The organism is Acinetobacter sp. YH12095 (assembly GCF_013419245.1).
Classification (GTDB): Bacteria; Pseudomonadota; Gammaproteobacteria; order Pseudomonadales; family Moraxellaceae; genus Acinetobacter; species Acinetobacter towneri.
Map to the genome: position 1 here is coordinate 18526 of NZ_VPAL01000013.1, position 17107 is coordinate 35632.

Consider the following 17107-nt stretch of genomic DNA (forward strand, 5'->3'; position numbering starts at 1 on the left):
ACTAAATTTTAAATGACGTTATTCTATAAATGTCTTCAATTGTTTTTAAAATAATCAATTGGATAGCATTATAAAAGGAAATACAGAACAACGCTTGCAAGTTTGTTAAAAATCTCTATACTCTGTTTTTGCAATGGTAGCCCTGCTGGTTACTTCGCAATTGTACTCTACGAACCCCGTCAGGACCGGAAGGTAGCAGCGGTAGTGGAACTATGATGTGCCGAAGGCTTGCTGGTAGGGTTGCCACCAGTTTTGAAATAATAATTCTATTTATCTTCTACTTATTTTGATCTTATATCCACTATTTTAAAAATCCTGCTCTTTCCTACGAATTGCTTTCATAATCTCATCCATATCAAAGCCCCGATACTGTAAAAAACGAATTTGTTTGGCTTTAAGTTTTGGCTCGTTTGCGACTTCTGTGCCGAATTTTTTCACTTTCAGTTGATAGGCTTGTTCTGTCCAATCAGTTTCTTTAAGTTCTTCTGAAATTAAACTGCTATCCACTTTTTTGTTTTTAAGAGCCATTTTAATACGATTTGGCCCTTTACCTTGCCGCTTTTGGCTAGCCAGTAACATTTCTGCTAGGCGTTGATCACTCTGATAATTTTCACGTGCCAATTCATTGACTAACTCAATCACTTCATCACGGTTTTCTGCATATAAAGCCAGTTTTTCAATTAAGTCATTTTTAGAATATTCTTTACGCGTTAAGACAGCAAAGGCGTAGCTGCGTAGACGAGAACCTGTTAGTCCTGGGCGTTTGTTTTGCTGTTCGTCTTGGTCTTCATTGTGATTGTGTTCTTGATCATCAATGGCATCTGTATAAGCAGGGTATTGTTTATTAATGTTAGGCGCAGAATTTGAGGCAAAATGCAGGGCAGACGTTGTTTCGGAATATATCTGCTCAGTTCGGCTACATGATTGCTCATCTTCGCCAAATTGTTGTTTTAGCGCAGCGTAATCAATCAGTTTGGGGAATTTGTCTTCAGGCATGGTAATGCTTCCATATACAATAAAACGCTCCGTAGAGCGTTCTATTTAATTCAGTTTGTTGTGTTCATATTAGCGTATGCTTAAACATCAAGTAAGTCGAATTCTTCTTCGTCTTTATCTTCTACAGGTGCTGCTTGACCTGTCGTGAGCAGTTGTTCACGAATAATCGCTTCGATGCCTTTAGCAAGCTCTGGATGTTCTTCAAGGTGGCGAATGGTGTTGTTTTTACCTTGACCAATTTTATCGCCTTGATAAGAATACCAAGCACCTGCTTTTTGCACGATATTTTGTTGAACAGCCAAATCGACCAGCTCGCCCAAATGGTTAACGCCTTTACCGTAAAGAATCTGGAACAATGCTTCTTTAAATGGAGGCGCCATTTTGTTTTTCACAACTTTGACTTTGGTTTCAGAACCAATAATCTCGTCGCCTTCTTTCACCTGACCTACACGGCGAATATCTAAACGAACAGAAGCATAGAACTTCAATGCGTTACCGCCAGTTGTGGTTTCTGGGCTACCAAACATTACACCAATTTTCATACGAATTTGGTTAATGAAGATCACCATACAGTTCGAACGTTTGGCATTACCTGTGATTTTACGCAAGGCTTGGCTCATTAAGCGCGCTTGTAAGCCCATGTGTGAATCACCCATTTCACCCTCAATCTCGGCGCGAGGGGTTAAGGCAGCCACGGAGTCGACTACAATCATGTCAATTGCACCAGAACGTACCAACATATCGGCAATTTCAAGGGCTTGTTCACCGTTGTCTGGTTGCGATACTAAAAGATTGTCAATATCTACACCAAGTTTACGTGCATATTGAGGATCAAGCGCGTGTTCGGCATCAATAAAGGCACAAGTTCCACCAGCTTTTTGACATTCTGCAATGGCTTGCAAGGTCATAGTCGTTTTACCTGATGATTCAGGGCCGTAAATTTCAATGATACGACCTTTAGGTAAGCCACCAATACCCAATGCAATATCTAGGGTCAATGAGCCTGTAGATACGGCTTCTACCGCTTGCACAGTGTTGTCACCAAGACGCATGACTGTGTTCTTACCAAATTGTTTTTCAATCTGGCTTAACGCAGCGTTTAACGCCTTGCTTTTATTCTCATCCATCTTACAACCTCAATACGATGTCACGAAACAATATACTCAAGTGGATGCATTTACTTAAATCTTTTCCACATGCAATATAGTGACAGAATTTGTCCTGTAGTTCTATTTATATCACGGGCTGTGCGACAGCCTGTGACGCTCTATTTAATCATCATTATATGACCAAAATTGGTCAAATTGCTGATCATTCTCTTGTTTAAATTTGCTGATGTCACGACGGTCTTTTTTACTTGGTCGATGATCAGGTCGTGCTAGATTATGCAACTTTCTTTGGGTCGCAATCAATTCCCTGCGTGCAATACTCACTTCAGTTTCTTCATAAAGTTGCTGAGCGACAGGGGCAGGGCCGCGTACGCCGGATAATGCCTTGACCAATACGGTTTTCTTATCAAAACCTTGTTGAATGGTCAGCTCAGTTCCTACACGAATTTCTTTGGAAACTTTAACGCGCTCGCCATTGTGATGTACTTTGCCGCCTTCAATGGCAGCTTTTGCAATAGAGCGGGTCTTGAAAAAACGTGCAGCCCATAGCCATTTATCAATTCGGATCGTTTCAATGGCTTCGTGGGACGAAGTTTTAGGCATATTTTTGAGTGTCCTCAAATTGTTCTAAGACAGGAATTAAATCTGTTAATTGGTGCAACATAGGGTAATTACAAGTCTGACGCGTAGGTTTTGCTGAGGATGGCTGGGCAATACTATATAAGTGTCCAATCCCAAAGGCTTTAGCACCATTAAGCACCTTTTCGGTGTCATCTATAAAATAGCAATCTTCAGGATTAAATGCATGTTGTTGTTGCAATGTTTGCCAAAATTCAACGCGCTCTTTGGCATAACCAATACTTTCAGAACTAACAATCACTTCAAAATACTTTGCTAAACCTGTATGTGCTAATTTAAAGTCTAAACCTGCACAATCGGCATTGGTGGTGAGCCAAATGTGATAGCCATTATTTTTTAAATATTCCAGTAACTCGATAGCTTGTGGACGCAACGTGACTTGATCTTTATATTCAAGTTGCATCGCAAGCATATCTACACCCACTTTAGCCGTCCAAAAACGTGAGGAATACCACTCTAAGGTGTGGCTATGCGCTTGATAAAAATCGTATAAAATTTCTTTGCTGCGCTCTAAAGAACAGGCGTGTAATTCTGCATAGCGAATAGGCAGTTGTTCATTCCAAATAAAATCATCATAAGCGAGATCTAACAGCGTTCCGTCCATGTCAAACATGATGATATTTTTGTGCATTTAGACATCCTAAACCATAAAGCAATTGCCAAAAGGCAAATAAAACTGGCTCATTTAAACATGCTTGAGGCATAACTCAAAATGCTGTCTGATTATTCGCCAAATTGTGCTAGGCTAAATAAATAAGCACTGTACATGCGTTGCATATAAATTAGGTGAGATGGGGCAGTTGTAAAAAGTAACTGTAGCGTTCACAAAAACAATTTTTTTGACATATTTCTGTATTTGTTTGTCTGTACAAGCATAGAAATTGAATGGTAAATTTTTTAAATTAGGGAGCTAGTAATGGCTGAACAACAGTATTTAGATTTAAAACACTTAGATAAACAACTCGATGAGTTTGAGAAAAAGAAGAAAAAAATTAAGAAAATGCGTATCGGCTATAAATTATTTGCGCATTTAATGGGCGATGAAAAATTCGCCCATCATGTTTCAGAGTCGGCATTAAACCCAGATAAACGTAGTTATCGTAAAGTCAAAATTAAAATCACCTCAGATGAGGGAGAGTTAACTTTTCTAGAAAAGGATTGATTAATTTTTTGATTTAAAATTCTAGTGATTTTGATTATGTATACAAATATGTGTACCTTTAAATCTGGCCCGATTGATGCAGATCGGGCTTTTTTATACCTTAATTCTATGAATGGTTCAACCTGAATTAGAATCCTTTTATAAGTCGAAATTTGATCATAAATGATCAGTAAAATTAGTATTGAAAGTCCCTTCTTTTACGCTATGTATTGCTCAGGATGAGGAGTATATTCCGCAAGTGGATGAGGGGATTCTTATAAAAAACCTCTCCCTGAGGAGCATGCTCCGCAAGTCTCCTAAAAGGAAAGGGAATTTCCTTTGCAGTGATTCAAAAATGATTTAAGAAAGAATCTTTTTAAATAAAATGCATCAAGTTGTCATAATCTGCACTTAAGCTATTCAGCAAACTCAGTGAAATGTAATAGGTCGTGTTTAGTCTATTTCAGTATAAGTTCTGTGTATAAATGTGGCAAGGTGCGCTCAAATGTTACGCTTTAACTATCAAAAGAGGCATGAATATGACAGAACGATACCTGAGAATATTGACAATTTTTCATGATTAAATAAATTTAAAAGGAATTGTGATGTCTATTTTAGGAATTGCTATTACCACTATTTTGGGTTTATTGGGTATTGCTGCAATTATTATTGGTTTTTTTGGTGGTGAAACTTATTTGGTGATTGTGGGTATTTTATTATTGGTTAGTGGTGCACTCACTTTATCGATGTTTAAAAAAAGATTATCCAATCCATTTAAAGATTAATTAACTAAGCACTCAATAAATAAAAAACTCAAGTAAAAATGAATTGCTTTGACACATAAAGTCTTGATTTAGCATATCTAGCCACTAAATTTTATCTACGCATCAGCCGTAAATTTTATTACAATGTTTTTATGAAAGTAATGAAAAATTAGACCTTTAGATACAGTCTAAAAAGGATAGTTATGTTTATAAAAACAAAGGCGCCAACGCATACTTTAATTTTACAGTTATTGCCAATCGTGCAGCAGGCGTGTGAAATTTTAAATCAGGAATTTCAAGATTATTGTTCAGGTGCTGCTTTTGATGTAGAAAAGAAAACCGATGATTCTCCTGTTACGCAAGCCGATTATCGAGTCAATTATTATTTAATGCAGGCTTTGGCAAAAATCTCCAATTTACCTGTGTTGTCCGAAGAAGGTGAGCAAGACCAACGTCAGCAATGGCAGCAATTTTGGTTGCTTGACCCTTTAGATGGCACAAAAGAGTTTTTACATCAACGTCCTGAATTTACCATTAATTTAAGTTTAATTTGTAGTGTGCAAACAACTTTTGCAGTACTTGCAGTACCAGGCGAGCAAACTATTTATTTTTGTCCTGAACAGGGTATGCCATTGAAATATCATATTTTAACTCAGCAATGGTATCTCTATCAGTCTGAACCCACGGTAACATCTTCAGTTCTAAAAATTGGATTAAGCCACAGTAGTCAAAAAAAATCACACTATGCAGACTATTTAAAAAGCTTGGCGCAGTTGACCAATTTTGAAGAACTAAAAGCAGGTAGTGCTTATAAATTCTGCATGATTTTGGAAGATCGTGTCGATATTTACCCACGTTTTCATCCGACTTCTGAGTGGGACACCAGTGCAGGACAATGTTTATTGGAACGAATAGGTGGTGGATTGGTCGATTTTCAGGGGCGGGCATTTTTATATAATCAGCGCGATACATTGTTAAATAGTGGTTTTATCGCCTATAAAAATACGCAGATGAAACAGATTGCCTTACAAGCACTTGGACTTATGGCGAAGTCAGATTGAGCAAAGTGCTGAACATGGTATAGTGTCAAGCAACCAAGTTAAAATTTTGGCTAGATCATGGCATTAGAACTACTCCCTGCAAGTATGCTTAAAGCAATTGATTTATTGCCTGATGCTCAGACGCCTGTGACTTTGTTTACCCGTCATTCTATTCGTGAAATTGTCGTTGGTCAGGGTTTGGCTGGCTATAATTTACAATTGACCGAACAAGGTCGCGATTTAGCCGAAGCATGGGGAGGCTACTTGGTTGGAAATACAGATCGGGTGATTCAACACTGTATTTCAAGTCCTATTCAGCGTTGTGTCGATACGGCTGCTTTAATGATTCGTGGGGCAGATGGCATTACCCTTGAACCAAATACCCATCACATTGAAATTAGAGAACAAGGTTTATTGGTGGAACCAGGAAGCTTTGTACTTGATATCAAACAGGCAGGCCCATATTTTCAGAAACAGGGTGCTTTAGGCTTTATTAATAGTTTTGTGAATAATGCCTTGCCCGGCATGAAACATCCGATTCATGGTGTCGTGGATGTCCTTGAGCTGATTTATAACACCCATCCAACCAACCAATACGGACTGAGTTTGGCTGTGAGTCATGATACGATTTTAGCTGCAATTATCGCGGTAATTTCTGGACGTAATGAAGTCACGCAAGCCGATTGGCCAGACATGATGGAAGGTTTATTCGTTTGGTTTGAAGGTGATGAGTTTTTAGAATCCAAGCTAAAATGGATTTGGCGCGGTCAGATTCACACTTTAGATATCTCGCAATTTCGTCAGAAAGTTTAAGCAGAACATTGAACGCATATTCTAGTGCTATCCATTCAGTACGATAGAATACCGTCTGTCAGAAATTAAAAAAAATAATTCAAATTTTATTCTCTTTTTTTCCTTCATTTTATGCAGTTGTGAGCGCAAACTCGATCAAATATTGTCTATCAATCTGTGTGCTGCTTTAAAAATTCGCTGATTTTTATAAAGAAAAATTAATAAAATTGTGTTGAAAATATAAAGCGATATGAAACTTGAGAATTGCATAATTTTATACATCTATTTAATATAAAAATACAAGTGATTGAAAAATATGTGTTTATTTTTATATTTTTTGTCATAAATTGACATTGGGGTGGAATAAATAATGAAAAGTGTGACTCGGTTTTCGCTTAGTCTATTAAGTGTATGTATATTATCATCCATGCTTGCTGCATGTGGTGGTGGTGGCGATGGGGAGGCCGCTGGGAATTCAAATCAAGAAAATCCAACACCATTGGAAATTCCTCAGCAACCACCTGTGGGTAATGTGGCTAATCCTTACCCTGAACCTACACAAGATGTCATCAATCAATCGGCACTTGGGTTTTATGATTACAACGCCAATTCTGAATCACGTGAAGTGCGTAATGATTTAGAAGGTGATTTTCAGGCAATGATTCAATTTGCTCAAGGGCATGTGGTTGATCCGAATGGTAACGAGGCGAAAAAAATGCCACGTTTGACCGCAGAAAAAGAAGCATTATTATTGGTTACACCAAATCAGGGCATGGACAATATCGACACTTTGCAGCTTGAAGTGTATCAAAATGAACGCTTGTTACGTCGTGTTGCTTTACTTGATCCAACCCAGATTCCTGCTTCAGACCAGAGCAATCAAGATGGTCGTGCTGAGGTGTTGTATAGTAAGCGTGCGTGGTCGGCTAAATTAAATTGGGATGAAGTACGTCCCAGTTTAAAGCTGCGTTTGGTCGATTCTAAAAACCGTACTGGTGCACTCGAAGCAGAAAAAATTGATTTTGCCGCACCGGGTGAATTGGTACTCAATAATATTCGTATCGGTCTACTAACTGCACCACCGAAATCGGGCGGGCATTATATGTTATTAGAGCCTGAAAAAGCGGGTACCGATTATTTCCAAACCATTCCTGCGGCACAAATGACCGTGGCAAAATATGATGACATTCAGCTAGATCGAGTGATGGTCGCCAACGGCACGATTTACGATACCCAAAGTGCGGGTGAAGGTGGTGTCTAGTCGGGGGACATGCGGGAAAATACTGCAAAATCGACCTTTAGTGTAGGAATTAACTTGGCCAACTGGGGGGTGACCAGTGCCTCGATGTTGAGTCATCAACAGCCACAACTTACACAAACTGTAATTGCCCATCATGCACGAGGTAAATATACAAATGGTGATCAAACGCATGGTTTAAGTGGCGGTAATGGTATGTTGACCCTGTATGATTCTGTGGGCAACGAGTTCAGCCATGAAATTGGACATCATTATGGTCTAGGGCATTATCCGGGTTCACAAGGTGAAAATATGTTCTGGGCTGCACACCATGCAGACAGCGGTTGGGGCTATATTGCGTATCGTAATAAAATGCGCGGTAACTTAGCGTGGCATACTCGAAACTTGGGTGATGGCAAAAATGGTGTGCCTAACTTCCTGAAACAATATGCTTATGGTTGGGATGCGATGTCAGGTGGTGCAACCAACAGTAGCATTTCGCGTTATACCCATTACACGGGTTACAGTACCCATATTCGGATTCAACCCCCACTTTGGGGCGCGACATGTTTGGGATGAAAGCTCACCAAGTGGTTATAAAATTTGGAATAAAGACACACGCCAAATGGAAGTGGTTTATCCAAAAGTACCAAGCTCCAATCAGGTTTGGTACAACAGTGCCGATGGTTACTATTTAAAACCGCGCTTATTTGGTGTGCCTGTAATTACTATTATTGGCGGATATGATCCTGAAACTCAGCAAGGTGTGTTGTATCCTGCTGCACGCAGTAACTGGGGTAATGTTTATAATTTACCTGGGGCAAATCGTGCTGCTGAAAATGCCGCATGTTGCTTAGATGTTCAATATGCCAATCGTAATCAGAACGTGGCATTGGCACCTAACCGTATGACCAGCAATGCCAATAAACTGCATGTCAATTTAGCACTTGCTGAGCAGCCAAAACAGGTGAATTTATACTGTAAAAAAGCCAATCATGCCGAGAAGTTATTATCGACACTGAATATTCCGCAATATAGCGATAGTATTCAACCTGCGGTAAAAATTGGTCGTACACATGGCTATGAAGCTTTAAGAAAAGTTGAAATGCCTGATTTTCAGAAGCAGTTGGAAGCGCAAGCCAGTCAAGCTGTGGTGGCTTTAAAACCTGCTGCACAACTATTGTATGATTCTTATGCAGATTATCGTCAAGAGCTAAGTGCAACTGCACAGCAACAATTACAGCGTTATGAACAACAGCAAAATACGATTTATCGTTTAAACCGCTGGATGAATGTTTATCGTGCCGATTTAGAAAAGACTAAGCCTGAAGCGGAAACAGCATTGCACAATTTTGTGGAGCGATTGGGTTTAGGCAATGAAAATATTGTGGCTGAAGCAACACTAATGAAAAACAGAAATAACTGTTTGAAAGTTGAAACTTTGGCGAGTGGTCAGAAAAATGCTTACATTAGTGGAGCAAGTGGCTGTACAGGCGATGCAACTGAGCAGTGGATTTATGATGGTTTGGGGCGTATTCACAGCAAAGCAGAAATGGATCAGTGCTTAACCAACAACGGCAATGTGGTCTCACTTGCAAGCTGCAGTACATCTAAAGACAGTCAGGTCTGGGAAATGCACACAGCTTCGGGAACGATTCGTCAGGGGAATCAGTGCTTTGATTTAGAGCATGGCTACCTAAAAGAAAACCGCGCGCGTTTAATTCGTTATGGTTGCACAGGTGGTGCGAATCAGCAATGGACGCAATTAAAGGCTAATAACAGTTTGCAACTGGCTTATTTAAGTCCACAAAATTTACGACTGATGCTGAAATAATTCTTCGTCTGAATTATTCATCTTCATTAATTTAAAACACCTTTTGACCAGTTCAGGAGGTGTTTTTTATTTTATGGTGGCAGGTGTATTTGAAGTGATGTAATTGGCGTGCAGAAATTAAAGATTGCTTAATTTGATAAATTATCGAAACAGCAGGCACAAAAAAAGCCCTTAACGGGCTTCTTTTGTTTAACACTTAGTTAGAAGCTAAAGCTTTAACTTGAGCGTTTAAACGGCTCTTATGACGAGCTGCTTTGTTCTTATGGATGATGCCTTTATCAGCCATACGGTCAATTACTGGAACAGCTTTTTTGTAAGCTTCAGTAGCAACCGCATAATCACCTGCAGCAATAGCAGCGATTGTGCGTTTTAAATAAGTACGAACCATAGAACGTAAGCTTGCGTTGTGTTTACGTGCTTTAACGTTTTGACGAGCACGTTTTCTAGCTTGAGCAGAGTTTGCCACTCGTGCACTCCTTGAAATAGATTGGTCTGGGCGGGCTGCAATTACTTCCGAAAACCAACATCAGAAGAATTATCACCAGCCCGTAAACAAGTGCCATATTTTGATGAAACTAGACAGTTAAGTCAAGTCTTGACATGCTTTGACAACATTTTAGCTGCAGAAAAATCAGAAAGAAACAGGTAGATTAGCTTTAAGCCTCAGAGATTGTTTAAAAAATGACAAATTCTATTCAAAATGCAATTGTAATTGGTGGGAATGGTTTAGTTGGGCAGCAATTGGTCAAACAGCTTAATCAGCTGCCTGAATGTAAAAATATCACCGTTGTTTTGCGTAGACCTTGCTCGGAATTAAATCGCTTAGAAAAAGTCCAGACGTTACTCCTCGAAGACTTTTTATTGCTCAATGATGAAGATGTGAGCGGTTATAGTCATGCATTCAGTTGTTTAGGCACAACCTTAAAAAAGGCAGGCTCAAAGCAGGGATTTTATGCTGTGGACTATACCATCAATGCACATTTTGCCGAATTATTGCAGGCGAAGGGTACGCATTACATATTGGTCAGTGCTTTGGGAGCAGAAGCCAAATCAGCCGTATTTTATAATCGTGTCAAAGGTGAGCTAGAACAATATATTGAAAGTTTGGATTTAGACAAAGTATCAATTTTGCGTCCATCTTTATTATTGGGTGAGCGCAACGAACAACGGCGTTTAGAAGATTTAGGACAAAAGCTGTATCTTAAAATATCACGATTTATTCCCGATCATTTTACATATAAGCCAGTAAATGCTACGCAAGTGACTCATACTATGGTCGAGGCAGCGCAATCGCAAATTCATAAATTTCAAATTTATGATAATTTACAAATACAAAAAACCAAGTAAAAGGGGAACAACGTGTCTACAGTACCATTCGTAACTTGTGACTTATTAGATGACCATCCAGAACATGACCTTCAAGTGGTGATTCCATCTTTGGATGGTAAATTTTTCAAAAGTTACGGTGCACGTAAAACTTTTGGTGGTCAAATTGTGACTGTAAAATGCTTTGAAGATAACTCACGTGTAAAAGAGTTATTGGCAACCGATGGCACAGGCAAAGTTTTGGTGGTAGATGGTGGGGCATCTATGCGCTGTGCCTTAATGGGTGACTTGATTGCTGAATCCGCAGTGAAAAATCACTGGAATGGCGTGATCATTTACGGCTGTGTACGTGATGTCGATGCAATTGCAGCACTTGATTTAGGCGTACATGCTTTGGCTTCAATTCCACAAAAAAGTAACCGCAAAGGCGTGGGTGAAGTGGATGTGAGTTTGCATTTCGGACAAGTCACTTTTAATTCGGGCGATTATGTCTATGCTGATAACAACGGTATTATTGTGGCAAAAGAAAAGTTGGTCGATTTATAAGCGGTTTGATGGCGCAGTCATCAAATTGCTGAGCACATCACAAGGAAAACAAAATGGTGCATCATCAAATTAAAGTCATTCAGGCAGTGGCATCTATGCTCACCGAAGGTGGACGTGGAGTGAATGGGACAGCATTTCCTAAGCAACCCGAAAAAGCCTTAAAGTTATATGAGTTTGAAGGTTCACCATTTTGCCGTCGTGTACGCGAAGTCATGACCTTGTTAAATTTGGATTATGAGGTTTATCCATGCCCCAAAGGCGGCACAAAATATCGACCTTTGGTGAAACAACTGGGTGGTAAAACTCAGTTTCCATTTTTAATTGATGAAAATACAGGTGATCAGCTCTATGAATCACAGCAGATCATTCATCATTTATTCAAACATTATGGCAAAAGTGGAAAAACGCCAAAAAAATACGCGCATTTTCCTAAAATTCCTTATGTTGCACTTGCAGGCACGTTATTGAATGGTGCACGTGGTGTGTGGATTAACCAGAAAATTGTAGAGCGCGCTGCACCTGAACAACTGATTGAACTGTGGGGTTTTGAGGGAAGTCCTTATACACGTGTAGTACGTGGTGTATTGACTGAACTGGAGTTGCCATTCAAATTTCATAATGTAGCCAAAGAGCGTTGGCAAGATCAAGGCTTGGCAAAATTACGTTTAAAACCGGGTAAATATGTGCCACTGGCAGGTGGTAAGCGTGAGCAGGTATTAAAAGTCATGGGTGATAATATTCAAGTCCCATTTTTAATCGATCCAAATACCCAGACTCAGCTTTTTGAATCAGCTAAGATTGTGAAGTATTTACAGCAAACTTATGGCAAATAAGCTTTAAGTCATTTTTTGATTGTTATAAAAGCATCTTCAAGATGCTTTTTTGCATTTGGCAGGATGCAAAATATGCATCATTATAAATAGCCTAAGCAAAGTGGGGTTGAAACACTGACTTATAACATCAGGGGAGCATAAATCACCCTGATCAGTTGCATCTATTTTAGTGAAGCATTTAAACTCTGCAGCATTCACTTTGATTTCGCCAATTTATAGGTTCAAAATGTTCAGCAAACTTACAGGGTTGTTTAAAAATAAAGCCAATCTCGAAGAAATTGCCTATTTAGAAGCACAGAATATTCAATGGGATGCGGAACAAGGCTATATTGTCGATGGTATTTTGCTTAACGATGTTTTGGCAGAGCGTTTAAATTATTTATCCAACCGCCGTATGCAGCAGTTTGATGATTTGGCACAGCTGTATTCTACAGCTATGATTATCAATGAAAAAATTGATCTGGAAATTGCGCAACAGCGTTTTAACACAATGCTTGGTAATACCGAAGAAAACTTACTGGAATTTAAAGCGATTGTTAAAAAATTGAATGATTATTATCGACAGTTTTTACGTGATCAAAAGTAAAGAGGCGTGTGTATCAAACTTTAAAGCTCGCTGTTTTATAAAATTTTGCAATTAAATACGCTGTAATGGTGGATGAAAAAAATTACGTAAAACCGTCAATTCATCGTGCTAGTATAAGCCCCATGTTGTTTAGACCCTAAAGCTATATACATGTTCCAACACGAAATTTCCCAACTCAATTTAGCACAACTGAAAGCTGGCGAAAAACGCTGGATTGGTAATCTACAAGGTTCTGCCGCAGCATTATTATTTAAAGAAATTGGTCAGCAGAATCAGCATTTATTTGTGATTGTCGCGCGCAATCAACAACATTTGGCGCAGTTAGAAAGCGAATTAGAATTTTACGGGGTAAAACCGACTATTTTCCCCGATTGGGAAATTTTGCCTTATGACCGCTTGTCACCGCATCAAGATATTGTGTCGGAGCGTTTGGCGATTTTATCCAATATGCCGCAGCAAGGTGTATTGTTGGTTTCGGCAACCACTTTGGCACAACGTGTTGCACCAACCTCATGGGTGTTAGGCGAGCATTTCGATATTCGTGTTGGGCAAAAGTTTGCTTTGGAACAACAAAAGCAGCGTTTGGTACAAGCAGGCTATCATCTGGTCGATACAGTCTATGATCATGGTGAATTCGCTGTGCGTGGCAGTATTATGGATATTTATGCTTCGGGACAGGAAGCACCCATCCGTATTGATTTATTTGATGATGAAGTTGAAACCTTAAAGTTTTTTGATCCAGAAACGCAGCGTACCACCCAAAGTTTGCAGAATTTTACGGTTTTACCCGCCAAAGAATTTCCATTAAAAGAAGGTCGTGCGATTTTCCGTGACCGCTATGCAGAAAGTTTCCCAACGGCAAACCCGAAAAAGAACCCTGTGTATCAGGATGTGTTAGAAGGCATTGCATCGCCTGGTTTAGAGTTTTATTTTCCGTTATTCTTCACTCAAGCACAGCTTGAAGGTCAAAATACATTACTTTCATACTTACCAAAGCATTGCATTGTCATTACAGATAAGGCGGTGGATGACTGTTTAACTCAATTTTGGAAAGATGTGCTGTATCGTTATGAGGACAGACGTCATAACATCGACCAGCCGATTTTGCCGCCTGAGCAATTATTCCTACAACCAAATCAATTATTAGAACAACTGAATCAATTTGGACGTGTGATTGCATCGCCCGAAGCTTTTGAGCAAAAAGCAGGTGTAGTGAACTTAAGCACACTTGTACCACCACGTTTGGCGGTTGATCCTAAACAAGAACAACCCTTTCATGCCGTTAAGCAATATATTGATGCGGCCAATCATCCTGTTTTATTGGTGGCAGAAAGTGCAGGTCGTCGTGAAACCTTAAAAGATGCGTTGCGTGCCGCTTTGGGTGAAATTCCACAAGTGGAGAGTTTTGAGGCATTTCAGCAGTCTTTACAAGCCATTGCGATTACCAATGCACCTTTAGATCGCGGCTTGGTCATTCAAGATCAATTGAGTGTAATCTCAGAAAATCAGTTGTATGAACATCGTGTGGTGCAGCGCCGTCGTAAACGTCAGCAGGAAGTTTCTGAAGAGTTTTTAATTCGCAGTTTGACCGAGTTAAGCATTGGTGCACCTGTGGTACATATTGATTATGGCGTAGGGCGTTATGCAGGTTTAATTACTTTAAATATTGATGAGCAAGAGCATGAGTTTTTACAACTTGATTATGCCGATGCTGCAAAAGTGTATGTACCTGTTACCAATTTGCATTTAATCAGCCGTTATAGCGGTGGTGATCCAGACCTTGCGCCTTTGCATAAATTAGGCACAGATGCATGGAATAAAGCCAAACGCAAAGCGTTGGAACAAATTCACGATGTGGCAGCAGAATTACTGCATATTCAGGCACGTCGTCAATCTAAACCGGGTTTTGCTTTTGAGTTGGATCATAGTCTTTATATGCAATTTGCCAGTGGCTTTGCTTATGAAGAAACCCTAGACCAAGCCAATGCAATTGAAGCGACTTTACATGACATGCAACTGGCAAAACCAATGGATCGTTTGGTCTGTGGTGATGTTGGTTTTGGTAAAACCGAAGTCGCCATGCGGGCTGCATTTGTCGCGGTACAGAATAATAAACAAGTCGCGGTATTGGTTCCGACCACATTGTTGGCACAACAGCATTATGAATCTTTTAAAGACCGTTTTGCCGACTGGCCTGTGCGTATTGAAGTCTTATCGCGTTTTGGTTCAAGCAAATCTCATCAAAAAACCATTGAAGATTTAGCTGAAGGCAAAGTCGATATTGTGATTGGGACGCACAAAATTCTGCAAGAAAATATTCAGTTCAAGCAGTTGGGTTTAATGATTGTCGATGAAGAACATCGTTTTGGGGTGCGTGACAAAGAACGTATTAAAGCGCTGCGCGCCGATGTGGATATGCTGACTTTAACCGCAACGCCAATTCCACGTACCTTAAATATGGCATTTAGCGGTATGCGCGATTTATCCATTATTGCTACACCACCTGCACGCCGTTTAGCGGTCAAAACCTTTGTGCAAGAGCATACAGGCGATACGGTGAAAGAAGCCATTTTACGTGAATTGTTACGTGGTGGTCAGGTGTATTTCCTGCATAATGAAGTGGAAACCATTGAGCGTAGTGCTGAAACCATTCGTGAATTGGTACCAGAAGCGCGGGTTGCAGTTGCGCATGGGCAAATGCGCGAGCGTGAATTAGAGCAAGTCATGCAGCAGTTTTATCATAAAGAATATAACGTGTTGGTTTGCTCAACCATTATTGAAACAGGGATTGATGTTCCAAATGCCAATACCATTTTAATTGAACGTGCAGATAAACTCGGATTGGCGCAGTTGCACCAACTACGTGGTCGTGTTGGACGTTCGCATCACCAAGCTTATGCGTATTTGCTGGTACCTTCCATTAAGGGCTTAAAAGGCGATGCTGAAAAACGCTTGGATGCGATTCAGCGTGCCTCAACTTTGGGTGCAGGTTTTATGCTGGCAACCGAAGACTTGGAAATTCGTGGTGCGGGCGAATTACTGGGTGAGCAACAAAGCGGTTCAATGCAAGCTATTGGTTATAGCCTGTATATGGAAATGCTGGAAAAAGCCACCAAAGCCATTCAAAAAGGTAAAACCCCTAACTTCGATGCACCATTGTCTTTAACTGCAGAAATCAACCTGCACATGCCTGCTTTAATTCCAGATGATTATTTGGGCGATGTGCATCAGCGCTTATTGTTCTACAAACGCATTAGTAATACCGATACTCAAGAAAAGCTTGATCATATCCGTATGGAGTTGATTGACCGTTTTGGTATTCCACCACAAGCGGTGAAACAATTATTTGCTGTACATCAACTGCGTTTAAAAGCAGAGCAGTTGGGCATCACTAAAATTGATATTGGTACAAATGGCGGTCATATCGAATTTTCACCAGATACACCTGTGCAAGCCATGAGCATCATTCAAATGATGCAAAAACATCCGACCTATTTCCGTATGGATGGTGGACAGCGTTTAAAAGTGATGGTGATGTTGGAGGAAGCTGAAAAGCGGATTCAATTTATTGCCGATCTATTAAACAGCCTGCTAAAAACTTTGCACAGCTGAGTTTAAAAATGCAAATTGATCCAAATATCATATCGGTAAATTTATGAATATTTGCTAAGAAACCTCTGATTCTATAATGAATATTATTCATGATGAATTTGGTTAAAATTGCACTTTATTTACATCGAAACATGATGGGAATCATACTCAGTTCACTAGGGATGTGATAGTATTACCCATCATTACAATTTGCGTCATTTATAAAGATATGTTTAGTTTGCATCCACAACTTGCTCAAGATACTTTTTTTGTAGGCGACTTTCCTCTGTCAACATGTCGTTTAATGAATGATATGCAATTCCCTTGGTTAATTCTAATTCCACGTGTGCCAGGGGTTACAGAACTATACGAATTAAGCCAGGCAGACCAAGAACAATTTTTACGTGAATCTAGCTGGTTATCTAGCCAATTATCACGTGTATTCCGTGCCGATAAAATGAATGTGGCGGCTTTAGGTAATATGGTTCCACAATTGCATTTTCATCACGTCGTGCGTTATCAAAATGATGTGGCTTGGCCTAAACCAGTTTGGGGTACGCCAGCTGTACCATACAGCAATGAAGTTTTGGCTCACATGCGTCAAACCTTGATGCTTGCTCTGCGTGGTCAAGGCGATATGCCATTTGACTGGCGAATGGATTAATTGAAATGA

Annotated in this window: 15 protein-coding genes, 1 other RNA gene and 1 pseudogene; 12 read left to right on the forward strand and 5 right to left on the reverse strand. The window is 39.8% G+C overall.

Going from position 1 to position 17107, the window contains the following annotated elements:
• Nucleotides 1-143: 143 nt before the first annotated feature.
• Nucleotides 144-240: signal recognition particle sRNA small type (ffs, locus tag FTU35_RS09525), an RNA gene on the forward strand.
• 66 nt (nucleotides 241-306) lie between these two features.
• Here ffs and FTU35_RS09530 read toward each other — a convergent pair.
• The 4 genes from FTU35_RS09530 to FTU35_RS09545 all read right to left on the reverse strand — a co-directional run bounded on the left by FTU35_RS09530 (nucleotide 307) and on the right by FTU35_RS09545 (nucleotide 3375).
• Nucleotides 307-996 carry a regulatory protein RecX gene (locus FTU35_RS09530; protein WP_179990297.1) on the reverse strand — a complete coding sequence of 230 codons (690 nt, stop codon included), beginning with the start codon at nucleotides 994-996 and terminating at the stop codon, nucleotides 307-309.
• 80 nt (nucleotides 997-1076) lie between these two features.
• Nucleotides 1077-2123 (reverse strand): recombinase RecA, encoded by a 1047-nt coding sequence (recA, locus tag FTU35_RS09535; RefSeq protein ID WP_004976691.1) that lies wholly within the window; start codon nucleotides 2121-2123, stop codon nucleotides 1077-1079.
• A 144-nt stretch (nucleotides 2124-2267) separates the two neighbouring features.
• Nucleotides 2268-2708 carry an RNA-binding S4 domain-containing protein gene (locus tag FTU35_RS09540; protein ID WP_004976690.1) on the reverse strand — a complete coding sequence of 147 codons (441 nt, stop codon included), beginning with the start codon at nucleotides 2706-2708 and terminating at the stop codon, nucleotides 2268-2270.
• Complete coding sequence (locus tag FTU35_RS09545) at nucleotides 2701-3375, reverse strand: HAD-IA family hydrolase (protein ID WP_096901429.1); 675 nt, start codon at nucleotides 3373-3375, stop codon at nucleotides 2701-2703. Before FTU35_RS09545 ends, FTU35_RS09540 begins: the two co-directional genes overlap by 8 nt.
• 285 nt (nucleotides 3376-3660) lie before the next feature.
• Here FTU35_RS09545 and FTU35_RS09550 point away from each other — a divergent pair, with 285 nt between their 5' ends.
• The 5 genes and pseudogenes from FTU35_RS09550 (at nucleotide 3661) to FTU35_RS09570 (ending at nucleotide 9552) form a co-directional block, all read left to right on the forward strand.
• Nucleotides 3661-3906 (forward strand): hypothetical protein, encoded by a 246-nt coding sequence (locus FTU35_RS09550; protein ID WP_004976684.1) that lies wholly within the window; start codon nucleotides 3661-3663, stop codon nucleotides 3904-3906.
• A gap of 584 nt (nucleotides 3907-4490) precedes the next feature.
• Nucleotides 4491-4670: a hypothetical protein gene (locus tag FTU35_RS09555; RefSeq protein WP_004976682.1), complete on the forward strand. Its 180-nt coding sequence runs from the start codon at nucleotides 4491-4493 to the stop codon at nucleotides 4668-4670.
• Between the two features lie 182 nt (nucleotides 4671-4852).
• Nucleotides 4853-5710, forward strand: a complete 858-nt coding sequence (locus tag FTU35_RS09560; protein WP_180064700.1) for a 3'(2'),5'-bisphosphate nucleotidase CysQ — start codon at nucleotides 4853-4855, stop codon at nucleotides 5708-5710.
• Between the two features lie 57 nt (nucleotides 5711-5767).
• On the forward strand, nucleotides 5768-6502 hold the full coding sequence (locus FTU35_RS09565) for a histidine phosphatase family protein (RefSeq protein ID WP_167845976.1): 735 nt from the start codon (nucleotides 5768-5770) through the stop codon (nucleotides 6500-6502).
• Between the two features lie 349 nt (nucleotides 6503-6851).
• Nucleotides 6852-9552, forward strand: a pseudogene (locus FTU35_RS09570) (M66 family metalloprotease).
• A gap of 196 nt (nucleotides 9553-9748) precedes the next feature.
• Here the strand turns inward: FTU35_RS09570 and rpsT are convergent.
• Nucleotides 9749-10018, reverse strand: coding sequence for a 30S ribosomal protein S20 (rpsT, locus tag FTU35_RS09575; protein WP_004976669.1), 270 nt, complete (start codon nucleotides 10016-10018; stop codon nucleotides 9749-9751).
• A gap of 215 nt (nucleotides 10019-10233) precedes the next feature.
• On the opposite strand from rpsT, the gene FTU35_RS09580 reads away from it, so the two are divergent.
• The 6 genes from FTU35_RS09580 to FTU35_RS09605 all read left to right on the forward strand — a co-directional run bounded on the left by FTU35_RS09580 (nucleotide 10234) and on the right by FTU35_RS09605 (nucleotide 17098).
• Nucleotides 10234-10899: a nucleoside-diphosphate sugar epimerase gene (locus tag FTU35_RS09580; RefSeq protein WP_154320771.1), complete on the forward strand. Its 666-nt coding sequence runs from the start codon at nucleotides 10234-10236 to the stop codon at nucleotides 10897-10899.
• Between the two features lie 12 nt (nucleotides 10900-10911).
• The gene (gene rraA / locus FTU35_RS09585) at nucleotides 10912-11424 is read left to right on the forward strand and encodes a ribonuclease E activity regulator RraA (protein WP_004976667.1); all 513 of its coding nucleotides are present in this window, start codon (nucleotides 10912-10914) and stop codon (nucleotides 11422-11424) included.
• A gap of 53 nt (nucleotides 11425-11477) precedes the next feature.
• The gene (locus FTU35_RS09590) at nucleotides 11478-12257 is read left to right on the forward strand and encodes a glutathione S-transferase N-terminal domain-containing protein (protein WP_004976665.1); all 780 of its coding nucleotides are present in this window, start codon (nucleotides 11478-11480) and stop codon (nucleotides 12255-12257) included.
• A gap of 226 nt (nucleotides 12258-12483) precedes the next feature.
• Nucleotides 12484-12843, forward strand: a complete 360-nt coding sequence (locus FTU35_RS09595; protein WP_004976663.1) for a hypothetical protein — start codon at nucleotides 12484-12486, stop codon at nucleotides 12841-12843.
• Nucleotides 12844-12993: 150 nt separating this feature from the next.
• On the forward strand, nucleotides 12994-16455 hold the full coding sequence (gene mfd, locus FTU35_RS09600) for a transcription-repair coupling factor (RefSeq protein ID WP_154320768.1): 3462 nt from the start codon (nucleotides 12994-12996) through the stop codon (nucleotides 16453-16455).
• Nucleotides 16456-16663: 208 nt separating this feature from the next.
• Nucleotides 16664-17098, forward strand: coding sequence for an HIT domain-containing protein (locus tag FTU35_RS09605; protein WP_004976660.1), 435 nt, complete (start codon nucleotides 16664-16666; stop codon nucleotides 17096-17098).
• The last annotated feature ends 9 nt before the right edge of the window (nucleotides 17099-17107 follow it).

What these genes read in the sequence shown, in the direction of transcription:
- FTU35_RS09555 (WP_004976682.1), top strand. Translation starts at nt 4,491, where the DNA reads ATGTCTATTTTAGGAATTGCTATTACCACTATTTTGGGTTTATTGGGT.
- FTU35_RS09565 (WP_167845976.1), top strand. Translation starts at nt 5,768, where the DNA reads ATGGCATTAGAACTACTCCCTGCAAGTATGCTTAAAGCAATTGATTTA.
- FTU35_RS09545 (WP_096901429.1), bottom strand. Translation starts at nt 3,375, where the DNA reads ATGCACAAAAATATCATCATGTTTGACATGGACGGAACGCTGTTAGAT.
- FTU35_RS09560 (WP_180064700.1), top strand. Translation starts at nt 4,853, where the DNA reads ATGTTTATAAAAACAAAGGCGCCAACGCATACTTTAATTTTACAGTTA.
- FTU35_RS09530 (WP_179990297.1), bottom strand. Translation starts at nt 996, where the DNA reads ATGCCTGAAGACAAATTCCCCAAACTGATTGATTACGCTGCGCTAAAA.
- FTU35_RS09590 (WP_004976665.1), top strand. Translation starts at nt 11,478, where the DNA reads ATGGTGCATCATCAAATTAAAGTCATTCAGGCAGTGGCATCTATGCTC.
- FTU35_RS09540 (WP_004976690.1), bottom strand. Translation starts at nt 2,708, where the DNA reads ATGCCTAAAACTTCGTCCCACGAAGCCATTGAAACGATCCGAATTGAT.
- mfd (WP_154320768.1), top strand. Translation starts at nt 12,994, where the DNA reads ATGTTCCAACACGAAATTTCCCAACTCAATTTAGCACAACTGAAAGCT.
- FTU35_RS09605 (WP_004976660.1), top strand. Translation starts at nt 16,664, where the DNA reads ATGTTTAGTTTGCATCCACAACTTGCTCAAGATACTTTTTTTGTAGGC.
- FTU35_RS09550 (WP_004976684.1), top strand. Translation starts at nt 3,661, where the DNA reads ATGGCTGAACAACAGTATTTAGATTTAAAACACTTAGATAAACAACTC.
- FTU35_RS09595 (WP_004976663.1), top strand. Translation starts at nt 12,484, where the DNA reads ATGTTCAGCAAACTTACAGGGTTGTTTAAAAATAAAGCCAATCTCGAA.
- FTU35_RS09580 (WP_154320771.1), top strand. Translation starts at nt 10,234, where the DNA reads ATGACAAATTCTATTCAAAATGCAATTGTAATTGGTGGGAATGGTTTA.
- recA (WP_004976691.1), bottom strand. Translation starts at nt 2,123, where the DNA reads ATGGATGAGAATAAAAGCAAGGCGTTAAACGCTGCGTTAAGCCAGATT.